General features: G+C 66.2%; 12 protein-coding genes. 6 read left to right on the top strand and 6 right to left on the bottom strand.

Annotation, left to right across the window (positions count from 1 at the left end):
- Window positions 1-3 precede the first annotated feature (3 nt).
- The 6 genes from ACESY8_RS06840 to ACESY8_RS06815 all read left to right on the top strand — a co-directional run bounded on the left by ACESY8_RS06840 (window position 4) and on the right by ACESY8_RS06815 (window position 8,560).
- A complete protein-coding gene (locus ACESY8_RS06840) occupies window positions 4-1,473 on the top strand; it encodes a response regulator transcription factor (RefSeq protein ID WP_009257353.1) in 1,470 nt (489 codons plus the stop codon).
- Window positions 1,474-1,658: 185 nt separating this feature from the next.
- Window positions 1,659-2,750 (top strand): BMP family lipoprotein, encoded by a 1,092-nt coding sequence (locus tag ACESY8_RS06835; RefSeq protein ID WP_007490167.1) that lies wholly within the window; start codon window positions 1,659-1,661, stop codon window positions 2,748-2,750.
- 66 nt (window positions 2,751-2,816) lie between these two features.
- Window positions 2,817-4,328: an ABC transporter ATP-binding protein gene (locus ACESY8_RS06830; RefSeq protein ID WP_007490164.1), complete on the top strand. Its 1,512-nt coding sequence runs from the start codon at window positions 2,817-2,819 to the stop codon at window positions 4,326-4,328.
- Entirely contained in the window at window positions 4,325-5,407 is a 1,083-nt protein-coding gene (locus ACESY8_RS06825) for an ABC transporter permease (RefSeq protein ID WP_498794674.1), read from the top strand. Before ACESY8_RS06830 ends, ACESY8_RS06825 begins: the two co-directional genes overlap by 4 nt.
- Before the next feature lies 1 nt (window position 5,408).
- On the top strand, window positions 5,409-6,326 hold the full coding sequence (locus ACESY8_RS06820; protein WP_044938481.1) for an ABC transporter permease: 918 nt from the start codon (window positions 5,409-5,411) through the stop codon (window positions 6,324-6,326).
- A gap of 20 nt (window positions 6,327-6,346) precedes the next feature.
- On the top strand, window positions 6,347-8,560 hold the full coding sequence (locus ACESY8_RS06815) for a CehA/McbA family metallohydrolase (protein ID WP_434307852.1): 2,214 nt from the start codon (window positions 6,347-6,349) through the stop codon (window positions 8,558-8,560).
- Window positions 8,561-8,648: 88 nt separating this feature from the next.
- Here the strand turns inward: ACESY8_RS06815 and ACESY8_RS06810 are convergent, their stop codons facing one another.
- From ACESY8_RS06810 to ACESY8_RS06785, 6 genes are all read right to left on the bottom strand, one after another.
- A complete protein-coding gene (locus ACESY8_RS06810; protein ID WP_054339214.1) occupies window positions 8,649-9,542 on the bottom strand; it encodes a glycosyltransferase family 2 protein in 894 nt (297 codons plus the stop codon).
- A 3-nt stretch (window positions 9,543-9,545) separates the two neighbouring features.
- Window positions 9,546-11,390, bottom strand: coding sequence for an alpha-amylase family glycosyl hydrolase (locus ACESY8_RS06805; protein ID WP_054339213.1), 1,845 nt, complete (start codon window positions 11,388-11,390; stop codon window positions 9,546-9,548).
- Between the two features lie 15 nt (window positions 11,391-11,405).
- Window positions 11,406-13,595 (bottom strand): penicillin-binding transpeptidase domain-containing protein, encoded by a 2,190-nt coding sequence (locus ACESY8_RS06800; protein ID WP_087359340.1) that lies wholly within the window; start codon window positions 13,593-13,595, stop codon window positions 11,406-11,408.
- A gap of 61 nt (window positions 13,596-13,656) precedes the next feature.
- Window positions 13,657-14,169 (bottom strand): rod shape-determining protein MreD, encoded by a 513-nt coding sequence (mreD, locus tag ACESY8_RS06795; protein WP_270512963.1) that lies wholly within the window; start codon window positions 14,167-14,169, stop codon window positions 13,657-13,659.
- Window positions 14,170-14,201: 32 nt separating this feature from the next.
- Complete coding sequence (gene mreC / locus ACESY8_RS06790) at window positions 14,202-15,044, bottom strand: rod shape-determining protein MreC (protein ID WP_007490152.1); 843 nt, start codon at window positions 15,042-15,044, stop codon at window positions 14,202-14,204.
- A gap of 20 nt (window positions 15,045-15,064) precedes the next feature.
- A complete protein-coding gene (locus tag ACESY8_RS06785; RefSeq protein WP_007490150.1) occupies window positions 15,065-15,667 on the bottom strand; it encodes a Maf family protein in 603 nt (200 codons plus the stop codon).
- Window positions 15,668-15,825: the final 158 nt, after the last annotated feature.

The raw sequence follows: 15,825 nt of genomic DNA, 5'->3' as shown, positions 1-15,825 counted from the left end.
TCCATGCTTCATATTATGGTAGTGGACGACGAGGCCCCCATCCGGGACTGGCTGGTGTACTGCATCCAGAAGTGTGAGGCGGCCAGCTCCGTCACCTCCGCGGTCAATGGAGAGGAGGCCTACCGCAGGATTTTGGAGCAGAAGCCCAACGTGGTCTTTACCGACATCCGCATGCCGGGAATGGACGGGCTGGAGCTGATGAGTAAAGTCCGGGACATCCTCCCCTTTACGGTGTTCATCATCCTGACCAACTACGCCGAGTTCTCCTACGCCAAGCAGGCCATCTCCCTGGGCGCCCGGGAGTACATCCTCAAGTCGGAGATGCGCTCCTCCGACATTCAGCGCATCGTAGCGGAGATTGCGGCCACCACGGCGAAGATCCGCTCGGAAAAGGTGCATGATGTCCTCCAGGACGGGGTGGTGGACCTCTACGAGATGTACCGCAATTTCGAACAGCCCGGCGCTGTGGCCGCCTTCTGGCAGCGGCAGGGGCTGCGGCCCGGCCAGCCCTATCTGGCCTTCTGTGTGGCCAACGACAGCAGCCTGGACCTGCGGCGGCAGATGGTGGCCCTAGCCTCCGCCTCCCGCGCCCCCTTCTCTGCGGCCGCCATGGTGCAGGAGCACCTCTACCTGCTCCTCCAGTGCCCGGAGGCGGAGGCCCTGCGGGGCTATGCCCTGGACACGGAGGCCGCCCTGGGGGAGTGCCGCCTGCCCGCCGGCGTGTCCGCCCTGTGCACCGACATCGGCCAGCTCATCCGTGTGCTGGGGGAGGCGGCGGCGGCTCAGGAGGCCTGCTTCTTCACCGGCGGAGGGGTGGTGCCCTACTCCGCCATTCACGGCCTGCCCCCCATTGACCGGGAGGCCGCCCACGCCAGAAAGCAGGAGGTGCTGCGCCTCCTGGCCCGCCGCCAGGTGGAAGAGGCCCGCGGGGCGCTCCGGGCCTGGTTCGCCCTGTTCGGCATGGTGGGAGCCGATGACGTGCGCTGGGCGGTGGACACGGTCAACCGCATGGTGATCTCCATGGAGGACTGGTACTATCAGTTCGTCACGCCCCCCGCCGACGGCTGGGAGCCGCCCCATTCCTTCACCGCCTGCCGCAGCCGCTGCTCGGCCATGCTGGAGCAGGTGCTCCGGGAACGGCGCAGCCGCCACTCCCGGCCCATTGAGACCGCCCTGAACTATATCCATGCCCACTACGCCCAGCCCATCTCCATGGCGGAGGTGGCCGCCCAGCTCTACCGCTCGCCGGAGCACTTTTCCCGCCAGTTCAAGGAGGAGGTGGGGGAGAACTTCAGCTCCTACCTCACCCGCTACCGGCTGGAGCGGGCCCAGGAGCTGCTCCAGACCACCGATCTGCCCGTCGCCAGCGTGGCGGTACAGACGGGCTATACCACCCCCGGATACTTTTCCCGGCTTTACAAAAAGTACAAAGGCGTGTCCCCGGAGGCGGAGCGCCGGGGGTCAAAATCGTGACAAAAAAATCAAAATTGTGACATTTCCCGCCCCGTGCGGAAAAAGATATCATATTCGTCCCAAAAACGGTCAAGCCTATGGCTCGACCGTTTTTGTTTTCTTTGTTAAACTCAACTTGTAAGCTTGGGCCGGGCACGCCCAAAGTGTCCCTGCTGTGCCGAATGAATTGAAGGAGGAACCCTGTCATGAACGCAAAGAAACTGCTCGCGCTCTCTCTGGCCTGTACCCTCACCCTCGGCCTGTCCGCCTGCGGCGGCGGCCAGGACGCCCCATCTTCCGGCTCCCCCAGCGGCGCCTCTGACGGCGACGCCCTGAAGGTGGGCATCATCCTGTCCACCGGCGGCCTGGGCGACAAGAACTTCAACGATATGACCTACGCCGGCGCCCAGCAGGCGGAAAAAGACTTCGGCATCGAGTTTGACTATGTGGAAACCCAGAGCGCCAGCGACTTCCTGCCCAACTACCGCATGTTCGCCGAGAGCGGCGAGTACGACCTGATCATCGGCCTGGCGGCCGACCAGACCGAGGCCATCAACGAGATCTCCATCGACTTCCCCGAGCAGAAGATCTCCCACATCGACTCCTCCACCGACCTTCCCAACGTCAGCGCCGTCTATACCAAGTGGCAGGAGCAGACCTTCCTGACCGGCGTGGTGGCCGGCCTGGGCACCCTGTCCGGCATGGACAAGGCCAACAGCGAAAACGTGGTGGGCGTCATCCTGGGCCAGGATCAGCCCACCCTGCGCATGGGCGTAGTGGGCTTTGAGGCCGGCGTGCGCTACGTCAACCCCGACTGCGAGGTGCTGGAGGCCGTCGTGGGCGACTTCAACGACCCCGCCAAGGCCAAGGAGATCGCCCTGTCCATGTACAACCGCGGCGCGGACTTCGTCCAGCACATCGCCGGCGCCTCCGGCATGGGCGTCTTCACCGCCGCCAAGGAGGCCGACCGCTATGCCTTCGGCGTGGGCGGCAACCAGAACTACATCGAGCCCGACTACATCGTGGCCACCGCCCTGCGCGACGTGAACACCATCGTCTACAACGAAATCAAGGCCCTGGTGGAGGGCACCTGGGAGCCCGGCGTACACATCAGCGGCATTGCCGAGGGCTCTGTGGGCTTTGACAACACCGACTCCAACGTGGTTCTGCCCGACGACATCGCCGCCGCCGTGGAGGACATCAAGGCCAAGATCACCGCCGGCGAGCTGGTGCCCTGCGAGACCGCCGAGGAGCTGGACGCCTGGGTGGCCGCCAACCAGTACCAGCCCGCGGAGTAAGCGGGACACCCCGGCCCCAGCGGCCGATAATCTGCCGGGAGGCGATGACGTTTGAACGCAGTTGAAATGCGCGGGATTGTCAAGCAGTATCCCCTCGTCCGCGCGATTGACGGCGCCGACTTCACCGTCGAGCAGGGAGAGATCCACTCCCTGCTCGGCGAGAACGGCGCCGGCAAGTCCACCCTCATGAAAATTCTGTACGGCATGACCCCCCCCACCGCCGGAGAGGTGCGCGTCTTCGGCAAGCCGGTCGCCATCACCCGCCCCGCCCAGGCCATCGCCCTGGGCATCGGCATGGTGCACCAGCACTTCATGCTCACCCCGGTCATGACCGTGGCGGAAAACGTGGTCATCGGCAGCGAGCCGGTGCGCGGCGTTTTCTTTGACCGGAAGAAGGCGGAGGCCCAGGTCGCCGCCATGATCGACGAGTATAACTTCCACATCTCCGCCACCGCCAAGGTGGAGACCCTCTCCGTGGGCGAGCAGCAGCGGGTGGAGATCCTGAAGGCCCTCTACCGGGGGGCCGACCTGCTGATCCTGGACGAGCCCACCGCGGTGCTCACCCCACAGGAGGTGGAGGATCTCTTCCGGGTCATGCGGCAGCTCAAGGCCGCGGGCAAGAGCATCATTATCATCACCCACAAGCTCAAGGAGACCATGGAGATCGCCGACCGGGTGTCGGTGCTGCGCCAGGGCAAAATGATCGAGAGCGGCGTCCCCGTGGCGGGAACCACCATGAACGAGCTGGCCCAGATGATGGTGGGGCGCGACGTGGAGCTCTCCGTCACCCGCCGGGCCGAGCAGGTGGGCGAGGAAAACTTTTCCGTGCGCGGCCTCTCCCTCACCGAGCGGGGCGTGCCCATCCTGCGCGACGTGTGCCTCTCCCTGCGCAAGGGGGAGATTCTGGGCATCGCCGGCATCGAGGGCAACGGCCAGACCGAGCTCATCGAGGTACTCACAGGCCTGCGCCGCCCCGACCATATGGAGCTGTTCAAGGACGGCAAGCCCCTCAGCGGCAACGCCGCCGCCTTCCTGGCCGCCGGCGTGGGCCATGTGCCCGAGGACCGCATGACCCGCGGCCTGGTGCTGGAGATGAGCATCGAGGACAACCTGATTCTGGGCTATCACCGCCGCCCCGCCTTCGCCCGCCGCGGCCTGCGGCTGGCCTCCGCCATCCGCAGATTTGCCGAGCAGGAGCGCACCGAGTTTGCCATCAAGGCCCCCAACGTGCAGGAGCGGTGCAGCGCCCTCTCCGGCGGCAACCAGCAGAAGGTGGTCATCGCCCGGGTGTTCAGCGAAAACCCCGACGTCATCATCGTGGCCCAGCCCACCCGCGGCGTGGACGTGGGCGCCATGGAGTACATTCACCACCGCCTGTTGGATCTGCGGGACGGCGGCAAGTCCATTCTGCTCATCTCCGCCGATCTGGACGAGGTGCGCAGCCTGTCCGACCGTCTGGCGGTCATCTACGGCGGCCGGATCGTGGCCGAGGGCAAGCCGGACACCTGGAGCGACATGGAGATCGGCCTGCTGATGACCGGCGGCAGCCTTGCGCCGGAAAAGGAGGGAACCGCATGAAAAAGCGTGCTCTGAGCGGTCTGCTCAAGCTGGATGGCCCGCTGCTGTCCATTCTCTCCCTGCTTATCGCCATTGTCATCAGCGGCGTCATCATGGCGGTGTGCGGCTACAACCCCATTGAGGCCTTCGGCGCCATCCTGGCCGGCTCCTTCGGCAGCCAGCGCGCCATTGTCCAGACCCTGACCCAGGCCACCCCTCTGATTTTCACCGGCCTGGCCTTCGCCTTCGCCAAGAAGGCCAGCCTCATCAACCTGGGTGCCGAGGGCCAGCTCTACATGGGCGCCCTGGCCTCCGCTGCGGTGGGCATGCTGGATCTGGGCCTGCCCATGGCGCTCCACCTACCCCTGGCGGTGGCGGGCGGCATGGCCGCCGGCGGCCTCTACGCCGGCCTGGTGGGCGTGCTCAAGGTCAAGTTCGGCTCCAACGAGGTCATCGCCACCGTCATGCTCAACTCCATCGCCACCTATCTGGTGGACTACCTGCTCAACGGGCCCTTGCTGGCGGAGAACAGCTCGGTGGCCCAGACGGAGCGGGTGCTGGAGACGGCGCAGCTCCCCCGCATCTTCCAGCAGTACCAGCTCACCATCGCCATTCTTCTGGCGGTGGCGGCCTGTATCCTGGTCAAGCTGTTCATGGACCGCACCGCCCTGGGCTACGAGATCCGCGCGGTGGGCCTCAACCCGGACGCGGCGGAGACCGCCGGCATCAGCAAGGCCAAGGTCACCATCGTGGCCCTGTGCATCAGCGGCTGCATCGCGGGCCTGGCCGGCGCCAGCCATGTGCTGGGCGTGGACCGCCGCCTGATCAACGGCTTCTCCAACGACTACGGCTTCTCCGGCATCTCCGTGGCCGCCCTGGCGGCGGACAGCCCCGTGGGCGTTATCTTCGCCGGCATCGTGTTCGGCGCGCTGCGGGCGGGCACCATGGAGCTCAACCGCACCACCAGCATTCCGGTGGAGTTCGTCAACGTCATCCAGGCCATGGTGGTCATTCTGGTGGCCGCCCCGCTGCTGGTGAAGGAGCTCAAGCGGCTCAACCCCGCGGGCTGGTCCCGCAAGACCAAGAAGGAGGTGGCCTGACATGGGCGTGATTCTCAACAACCTGATTCCCATCATCGGCTCCTCCATCGCCATGTCCATCCCCCTGGTGCTGGCCTCGGTGGGCGGCGCCTTCTCGGTGCGCAGCGGCATCATGGCCCTGGGCCTGGAGAGCATGATGATGATGGGCGCCTTCTTCGGCGTTCTCGGCTCCTACTTCACCGGGAGCGTGCTCTTCGGCTTCCTGCTGGGCATGGTGGGCGGCATGGTCATCGGCCTGTTCCACGGCATCCTGTCCGTGCGCTACAAGGTCAACCAGGTCATCAGCGGCATCGGACTGAACCTGCTGGCTCTGGCCGTCACCACCCTGCTGATGCAGCTCATCTGGAACAACAAGGGCTCCACCCCCCAGGTGGCCTCCATCTCCACCACCCTGGACTTCTTTGCCCCCATCCCCGTCATCGGCCCCATTCTGGCCCAGCAGTCCGTCAGCTTCCTTGTGATGGTCGCTGTGGTCATCGTGGGTTGGATTGTCCTCTTCAAAACCCGCTTCGGCCTGCGCCTGCGCATGGTGGGCGAGAACCCAAAGGCCGCGGCCACCATGGGCCTGCGGGTTCACGGCATCAAGTACTGCGGCGTGCTCATCTGCGGCGCGCTGGCCGGCGTGGGCGGCGCCTACCTGTCCCTGGATCAGTTGGATATGTTCGTGCGCAACATGACCGCCGGCCGCGGCTACATCGCGGTGGCCATCGCCATCCTGGGCCGCTACAATCCCGCCCAGATCGTGCCCTGCGCCCTGCTGTTCGGCTTCTGTGACGCGGTGCAGATCTACCTTCAGGGCGAGGCCTTCCCGCCCCAGATCGTGCAGATGCTCCCCTACATTGTGACCCTGCTGGTGCTGGCCTTCGGTGTCAAGCACATCAAGCCCCCGGCCGGTGTCGGTAAGTACGACGACGAATAGAAAGCTGAGGTTGAGGTATTATGGAACAGATTCAGAACAACCGAGTCATTACCGATCTCTATCGGGAGAACGCACAGTTCCCCGGCATCGCGCTGGATGGTTCCGACGTCTATCTGTGCTGGCAGCGCTTTGTGGACCGCCACGACAGCCTGATGGCCTCCTGCCGCCGGGGGGACGAGGTGGTGTGGGAGCGGGAGATCTCCGACGGCGGCGAGGTGCTCCACCCCGTCATTCTGGCCCACGGCGGCGCCATCTGGTACGCCTGGAACGAGTACGCCCGGGAGAACTGGCGCATCCTGGCCCGCTGCTATCGGGACGGCCAGTGGGGCGGGGTGCTCACCGTCGCCTCCGGCGAGGCCCTGTTCTTCCCCCGCCTGTTCACCTGGCAGGGCAAGCTGCACGTCATCTGGACGGAGCAGCACAAGGGCAGCGCGGCCGCCGTGCTGTGCCCCCTGACCGAGGCCGGCCCCGGCGCGGCCGAGACCGTGTCCGCGGTGGGCGAGGCCTACCGGGCCGGCGCGGCCGAGGGCGGCGACGGCAACCTCTATGTGGCCTACGACGGCTTTGACGGCAAGCAGTACAAGCTCTTTGCCCGGGCGCGCACCGCCGCGGGCTGGAGTGAGGAGATTGTGGTCAGCCAGGGCGAGGACTGGGCCTCCACCCCGTGGATCGCCGCCAAGCCCGACGGCGCCGTGGTGGGCTGGTACGACTACGGCTATATGGCCGTCTACTCCGTCCGCTCCGCCGACCTCACCGTCCGGGACGGCGCCCTGACCGCGGTCAATCCCCAGTGCCTCAAGGAGGGCGTGGACTGGTATCTGGATCTCCACGTGGCCTCCAACTCCTCCGGCCTTCAGGCCATGGCCTACACCCGCAGCAAGTACGACGTGCTGGTGTGCACCCGCCGGGGCAGCGAGCCCTGGAGCCGTCCGGTGCTGATGTCCTACGGCGACGGCCACTGCGGCGTCCATCCCAAGCTGCTGGTGGATGAGGACGACACCATCCATCTGATGTGGCAGTTCGGCTTCAAGAACGGCCACATGGAGCGCAACGCCCAGGTGATCTACAACCACCTCACCCCCGCCGAGCTGGCCCAGCAGCCCGACTATGTGGCGCCCCCCAGCGACTTCACCCAGCCCATCCCCGCCAACGCCGACAAGCGCCTGGACGAGCACCCCGCCGACGTGGTGCGCGCCTGGCTGGACAAGAACGGCTACGGGAACCTGTCCGTCTACTTTGGCGACATCCACGGCCAGAGCGGCCTGTCCGACGGCATGGGCGAGGTGGACCAGTACTATCACCGGGCCCGGGACAAGGCCCGTCTGGACTTCACCGCCCTCACCGACCACGACTGCTACCCCGACTGGACGACCCAGTCCGAGTGGGAGCTGCTGCGCACCAACTGCCGCCTGATGAACAAGGACGGCGAGCTGGCCTGCCTTCTGGCCTACGAGTGGACTCCCAACGAGTACAAGTACGACTACGGCCACAAGAACGTATACTACCGGGGCGACGAGGGCGAGATCTTCCGCTCCGGCGACAAGGGCGGCATGACCCCCACCGACCTCTACAACAGCATCCGCTCCTACAAGGCCCTCTGCATCCCCCACCACCCCGCCGCGGACTGGGTGATGGTGAGCGCCGCCACCGACTGGAACTTCCACGATCCCGAGGTGCAGCGCGCCGTGGAGATCTACTCCCGCCACGCCCCCTTCGAGACCTTTGAGGCCCGCTCCAAGTTCACCAAGAACATCAAGAAGATGGAGCGGTGCAGCGTGCAGGACGCCCTGGCCCGGGGCTACCGGATGGGCTTCACCGCCGGCAGCGACTCCCACCAGACCGAGCACGGCGTGGAGGGCGGCATTGTGGCCGCCTTCGTCCCCGCCCTCAAGCGGGAGTACGTGTGGGACGCCATCTATGACCGCCTGACCTACGGCACCACCGGCGCCCGCATCCTGGTCTCCCTGAAGATCAACTCTGCCCCCATGGGCAGCGAGGTCAAGGCCATCGGCGACGCCCCCGTCACCATCGAGGGCAGCGTCTTGGGCACCGACACCGTCACCGTGGAGCTGCTGCGGGACAATCAGGTCATCCAGACCTGGGCCTGCGCGGGCAATGCCTGCGACTTCACCCTGGAGGACACCGCCGGGAGCGGCGCCTGCTACTACCTGCGCGTCACCCAGAAGGACGAGCACATGGCCTGGTCCAGCCCCATCTGGGTGGACCGCGCCTGACCCCCTTTCCAGCAAACGAAAAGCGGGACGGCTATGCCGTTCCGCTTTTTCAATTTGCCGAAGCAGCGTTTCGACAGGGCTCCGGACATTATGCCATTCCGGTTCTGCGCCGCCTGGTCCGGCGGCGGGGCGGCCTGGCGCGCCGTTTGGGGAGGGCCGGGGGCCGCAGGGCCACGCTCCCGCCGTCCTTGGCAGCTGAGACCAGGTAGCCGTAGACCCGCAGCTTCTGCTCGTCATAGAGATCCAGCGCCTGATAGAGCTGCTTGTAGGCGGCGAACATGGTGCGCTTCATCTCCACCGTCCGGGCCAGGGTGGCCTGGGTGGCCACCAGGCTGCCCGGCCGCTTCACATAGCAGTAGACCGGCTGGGCGGTGGCGGCGATCAGCCGGGCCCGGCGGATGTACTCCAGGTTAAAGAGGAAATCCTCGCACCAGCTCACCTCCGGATCGCACCGCAGGCCGCCCTCCTCCACAATGGAGCGGCGGTAGAGCTTGTTCCACAGCACGCCGTAGTAGAAGTTGGCCGGGGCCTTGAGCATCTCCTCCGCGAATTCCCGGCGAGTGAACACCCCCTCCCGGCGAATGTGGCCCTGGAGGGCCTTGCGGGTGCCGGCCACCCGCCAGAAGCGGCCGATCACCAGATCAGCCCCGGTGGCCCCGGCGGTGCGGACCAGCCGCTCGGTAGCGGTGGAGGGCAGGTAGTCGTCCCCGTCCACAAACTGGAGGTACTGCCCCGTAGCCCGCTCCAGAGCGGCATTGCGGGCGGCGGATACCCCGGCGTTGGCCTGGTGGAGCACGTGAAAGCGGGAGTCGGCGGCGGCCCGGGCGTCACAGAGGGCGGGGCTGGCGTCGGTGGAGCCGTCATCCACCAGCCACACCTCCAGGTTCTCCCACGTCTGGGCGGCAATGGAGTCCAGGCAGTTGTCCAGATAGGGCTCCGCGTTGTAGACCGGCACGATAATGCTGATGAGGGGCTGCTCCACAGTTCACGCTCCTTCCGGCCGGGGCGTCAGCAGCCAGCCTGTCATGGGCGGGAGCGTCTGCTCCCCCTGCTCCAGGGCCGCCCCGGTCATCCAGTCCCGGGCGGGCCAGGGCAGATCAATGGGCTCCGGCCTGTCGCCGGCGTTGACGGCGGCCAGTACACTCCCCTCGGCCCCGGTGCGGAGGAAAGAGAGTACCCGTCCCCGGGTGAGCGTCCAGGCCAGCTCCCCCCGGCGCAGGGCGGGCAGCGCCCGGCGGGCCTTCCCCAGGGCGGTGTACCATTCCAGCAGCTCGCCGTCCTCCCTTCCCCAGGGGTAGGTGCGGCGGTTGAAGGGGTCTTCAAAGCCCTCCAGCCCCGCCTCATCCCCGTAGTAGACCATGGGGGAGCCGGGGAAGCCGAAGAGCACCAGCGCCCCCAGCTTCAGCCGGGCTTTCCCCAGGGCGTACTGGCCGGGGGACATGCGGAAGGCCGCCCGCCAGTCCTTGTCGTGCTCCCGCCCGTCGCCCCCCGTGCCCAGCAGGGTGAGGATGCGGGGGGTGTCGTGGGTGCCCAGGAAGTTCATGGCCGAGCGCCAGGCGAAGGGCGGGTAGTTCTCCCGCAGGGTCTCCATGGCCTGCCGGAAGCGGAAGGCGTCCTCGCCCAGCAGGAAGGACACCAGTGCGTTTCGGAAGGGGTAGTTCATCAGCCCGTCACAGTGGCCCCCCAGGATGTGCCGGCGGCGCACGCCGTAGGCAATCTTGTTGGAGCCGTCCTCCCACACCTCGCCGATGATTACCGCCTCCGGCTTGGCCTGCCGGGCGGCGGCGTGGATGCCGTGGATAAAGTCGTCGGGCAGCTCGTCGGCCACGTCCAGCCGCCAGCCGTCCGCCCCGGCGGCCAGCCAGCGGCGGATGATGCTGTCCGCGCCGCCGAAGATATACCGGCGGTAGGAGGGGTCGGCCTCATTGACGGCGGGGAGGGAGTAGATGCCCCACCAGGAGTCGTATTTGTCCGGCCAGTGTGAGAAGTGGTACCAGGGGTAATAGGGGCTATCCTGGGACTGAACGGCCCCTATGCTCTCATAGGAGCCGTCGCCGTTGAAGTAGCGGCTGACGTAGCCCTGGTGGTTGAACACGCCGTCCAGCACCACCCGCATGCCCAGGGCGTGGGCGTCGGTGCACAGGGCGCGGAAGTCGGCCTCGGTGCCCAGCATGGGGTCGATCTTCTCATAGTCCCCGGTGCCGTAGCGGTGGTTCTCCGGGGCCTCGAAGATGGGGCAGAAGTAGAGGGTATCCACCCCCAGGCCCCGCAGGTAGCCCAGCTTCTCCCGCACGCCGGCCAGATCGCCGCCGAAGAAGTCCCGGTTGCGCACCTCGCCGTTCGAGTCGGGGCGGTAGACCGGCTCCTCCTCCCAGCCGGTGTGGACGCTCCGCCCTCCCACCATGCCGGTGGGATCGGGAACCCGGGTGCGGCGGAAGCGGTCAGGGAAGATCTGATAGGTGACGCCCTCTCCGAACCAGGCAGGCACCTCCTCCGCCCCGTCGTATACCGTGAGCTGGAAGGGCCCCAGCTCCTCCCTGCGGCCGTCCAGGCCCTCCAGGCGGAAGGAGTACCACACCAGGCCCACATAGTCCCCGGTCTCCAAGGTTACGGCAAACACATCCCGGTCCCCCTCCAGGCCCCGCCAGGGCATGGGCAGCTCCCGGCGCTCCTCGTCCCGGTGCTCAAAGTAGGCGATGAGTGTGGCGGCAGAAAATCCCCCGGCCCGGGGCGGGCGGAGGGCCAGCTCTACCCGGGTGCCGGAGGGTACGGCGCCATAGGGGCGCTTATACCGGCTGTCCCGGCTGTCAAAGGTCTGGGGATCACACACAAGGAACGGCTCCCTTCAGCGGAGCAGGGTGTTCTCGGCGTCCACCGATTCCACCGTATGCTCCGCGCTGAAATAGTAGTTGACAATCTCGCCGGCGGCCTGGGCCAGATTTCCGCCCGAGGCACCGCCCTCCACCACGATGGAGATGACGATTTCCGGGTCGTCATAAGGGGCGAACAGGGTGAAGACGGCGTCGGCCTCCTTGTCCGCCGAGCCCACCTGGGCGGAGCCGGTCTTGGCGCCCACCTCCACCGCCAGGTTGCTCAGGTACTGGTCTACGGTGCTCTTGGGGTCGTTGGCCACCTCCCACATGCCCCGCTTCACCGCCTCCACGTTGGCGGGGTCGAGAGCAATGTGGTTTTTCACCTCGGGCTGCTGCTCATACACCGTCTCCGAGTAGTCGCTGGACTTGACGGACTTGAGCAGGTGAGGCACGAAGTGATCGCCGCCGTTGAGCAGGGTAACGATATAGTTGGCCAGCTGAAGGGGGGTAACCTGGGTGTTGTCCTGACCGATGGCGGCGTTGAGCAGGTTGCCGCCGTACCACTCCACCCCCAGGGCCTCGCTGGTGGCCGGTCCGGCCACATAGCCCTTCACCTCGGGCAGTTCGATACCAGTGTACTCTCCCAGGCCGAACAGGGAAGCGTACTCGTCGATCTTGTCAATGCCCAGCCGGTGGCCCATGGTGTAAAAGTAGATGTTGCAGGAGTCCCGCAGGGCGTCGGCCAGATCCTCCCACCCGTGGTTGCCTCCGTACTGGCGGTAGATCCAGCACTGGGGATGGAAATCGCCGTAGGGGTAGTGCTCCTCCTCGGGGAGCTGGAGGCGGCCGGTGTCCTGAATTTTCTCCGTGGGCGTGGTCAGTCCCTCCTCCAGCGCGGCGATGGCCACCAGCGGCTTGAAGGTGGAACCGGGATAGTAAAACTCCTGGGTGGCTCGGTTGGTAAAGGGCCTCAGCGGGTTATCCCTGGCCTCGTTAAAGAGGGCGGTGTTGCTGTAGATCTGGGACAGATCGTAGGTGGGATAGGAGGCCATCGCCAGGATCTCCCCTGTCTTGACGCTCTCCACCACAACCGCGCCGCCCCCGGTATCCTCCGACTCCAGAGTCTCGATGGTGTTGGCCAGAATCTCCTCCACCTTCTCCTGGAGGCGGAGGTCCAGAGTGAGCAGAACGTTGTCCCCCGGCTTGGGGATCTGCTCCTCTCCGGTCTCGGGGTCGATGCGCCAGTACTCGCTTACCACCTTTCCGCTGGTGGACAGCTCCTGGATCTGAACCCCTGACTCCCCACGCAGATACTCCTCAAAGGCGTTCTCCGCCCCGTCGATGCCCACCTTGTCGTTCATGCTGTAGCCCTGCTCCCGGTAGTAGTCCCAGTTGCTGGACTGGATGTCTCCCACATGGCCCAGCAGGTGGGCTGCGGCTACAGTGTTGTACTGACGGACGGTGGTGGTTTCGATGGTAACGCCGGTAAGCCGGCGCTCTTTCACCGCAGAGATGACATCAATATTCACATCCTGGGCAAAGATGTACGCCTGCTGGTTGATGCTGTAGGTGCGCAGATTGGTCTCGTAGAGCACACCGATCAGGGCCCGGGCGTCGGCGTCCGACCAGGACGGGTCAATCTCAAAGTAGGTGCGCAGGGCGGCGATCAGCTCCTCCGCCGTGGGCCCGGCGGGGATATCGTCCAGGGTCTTGGCGGCCTCTACCTGCTCGGTGGTGGGCAGGTTCAGGCTGCTTTTCAGCTCCTTTTTCATAGGGAGGGCGTTGAGCAGCCGTCCCAGCCGGGTCAGGGCCACGCCGCCCCCCTCCTTCTCGTAGGCCAGAGGGGTGTCGCTGGTGTAGGTGAAGGGGGCTGCCGTTGAGACGGCCAGGGTGTCGGTCCAGGTCAGGCCGTTGTCCCGGCAGATGTTGAGCAGCTCCAGCAGGTTGGCGTTGCGCACCGCCTCCTCCCCCATCACACCGGTATTCAGCGTGAGCTGGTAGGTGGCACGGTTGGTCACCATGCTCCGGCCGTAGCGGTCCAGCAGCTCCCCACGGGCGGCCTCCACCGTCTTCCGGTTGGCAATCTTGACCACGCTCTGGGCCCGGTAGTCGTCCACATGGAGCACCTGCAGGTTGTAGAGCACCCCAAAAAACAGCAGCAGCAGTGCCGTAAGCACCACCAGGATGGCGAGGGTGCGGCGGTTGAATTGTCTGCCCTCCATGGCGGGCCCCCTTTTTCAGTCTATGAGGCCACCCCGCGTTCGATGGCGGGGCGGCCTGTCTTTACAGCACGGTTTTTTTCGGCACCCGGCGGAACACCCACAGGAACAGGGCGTACACCGGGAACACAAAGACCAGGGACCAGAGAATCTCCCGTCCGGCCAGGCCGAGCATGGCGGCCAGCTCACCCCGCCCGGCCAGCAGGCGGGCGGCGATGCGCACCCCGTCGATGAACGCCAGCGCCGCGAAGGAGCACAGCAGGCAGCCCACCAGGTTCTGGCGCAGCACATACTGGGCCAGGGCGCCGGCCCCCACGCCGATGAGGCACAGCCCCACCGTCATGGCTCCGTCGGTGTTGAAGTAGGCCGCGTCGCACAGGATGCCCACGAACAGGCCGAAGCCCGCCCCCGCCGTGGTGCCCTCCAGCACCGCCACGCACACGGCAGCCAGGGGCAGGAGCATAGGGGCCACCCCAAAGAGGGGAAAGCGGTTGAGCACAAACAGCTCCAGGAACCATACGGGCACCAGAGCCAGGGCGTATACGCCCCATTTAATGAGAAAATCCTGTCTGGTCACCGGCGCTTCCCCCCTTTCCGGCCACGTCCCATTTATTCGTTAACGGTAAAGTCGGTGATCACAAAGACCTGCTGGAGGCCGTCCAGATCGGTCTCCGGCGCAATAACGGCGTAGCGGGTCATGCCGGAGGCGTCGGTGCGCACCTCCTCCACGTGTCCGGCCACCAGCCCGGCGGGGTATACCCCGCCCCGGCCGGAGGTGGTCACCAGATCCCCGGCGATGAGCTCGCTGTTCTCCGGCAGATAAGTCAGCTTGAGCCTGCCCTCCCCCATGAGGGCAAAGTCTCCCTCCAGGATGGCCGCGCCGCCGGTACGGGCGAGCTGGCCGCCCATCTCGGTGTCCGAGTCAACGAGGGTACGCACGGTGGCCCAGTTCTCCCCCACCTCCGCCACCACGCCCACCAGGTTCCAGTACTCGTCCACCACGCAGTCATCCACGGCAATCCCCGCGGCGCTGCCCTTGCCAATGGTGAGGGTGGACTCCCAGTTGGAGGTGGAGCGGGCGGTGACCATGGCGGCGGCCTTGTCGCAGGACCACTCCTTGGGCTGGAGCTCCAGCAGGTTGCGCAGGCGCTCGTTCTCCTGGAGGGCGGCCTCCGCCTCCCGAGCCTGGGCCTCCAGCTCGGCGTTGCGCTGTTTCAGCCCGGCCAGCTCCTCCTTCATCTGCTCCAGCTCGAAAGCATCGTTGTACTTCTCCTCCGCCCAGTTGGTCACTGCGGTAATGCCGTTGCGCACCGGCGTGGTGACGATTCCCACCAGGTTGGACAGGGGGTCGGCCACACCGCCGAACAGCATCGACACCACCGCCGTCACCAGGGCCAGCAGAATGGCTGCGATTAAAATCAGGATTCCGTTGTGCCGGAAAAAATCCTTCACGTCTGTCCGTTCCCTCTCTCTCAGTCGCTGTCCCGCTCGCCCGCCGCCAAGCGCAGGCAGTCCACGCCGAGCTGGCGCAGGATGCCGCCCAGGCGGCACACGGGCAGGCCCATGACATTGTAGTAATCCCCCTGGATGCCTTCAATGAGCAGAGCCCCAAAGCCCTGGATACCGTAGGCCCCCGCCTTGTCCATGGGCTCTCCGGTCTGGATGTAGCAGGAGATCTCCTCCTCGCTCAGCTCCCGGAAGGCGACGGTGGTCTCCTCGCTGACGGTGTGCCGCTCCTCCCCCCGCAGGACGGTAAGGCCGGTATAGACCTGGTGGCGGCAGCCGGAGAGGGTGGAGAGCATCTTGAAAGCCTCTAGCTCATCCGCGGGCTTGCCCAGCACCGCCCCGTCCAGGGCCACCACCGTATCGGCGGCGATCACCACCGCATCCATGCCTGCCTGCTCCCGCACGGCCCGGGCCTTCTCCGCCGAGATGCGGCGCACCAGCTCCTCCGGGGGCAGCTCCCGCTCCATGTGCTCGTCAATATCGGGGGTGACGATGCGAAAGTTCTTTACCCCCATGCGCTCCAAAAGCTCCCGCCGCCGGGGCGACTGGGAGGCCAGGATGATCTCCATACTTCTGTTCCTTTCCTAATTGGCCGGAGGGGCGCGGCAGCCGCGGCGCTCCGCCCGGTTCCATGATCTTTCGCGGGCGGGTGTGGGCGCCCGCCCCTACACATCCCGGCGGCCTGCATCGGTTCGCTGTGTCTGCCCTGTAGGGGCGGCCCTTGTGG

It is taken from the genome of Clostridium sp. ATCC BAA-442 (assembly GCF_964239415.1).
Classification (GTDB): Bacteria; Bacillota; Clostridia; order Oscillospirales; family Oscillospiraceae; genus Flavonifractor; species Flavonifractor plautii.
The sequence above is the reverse complement of the archived record's forward strand: the minus strand, read 5'-3'. Positions and strand labels throughout refer to the sequence as shown.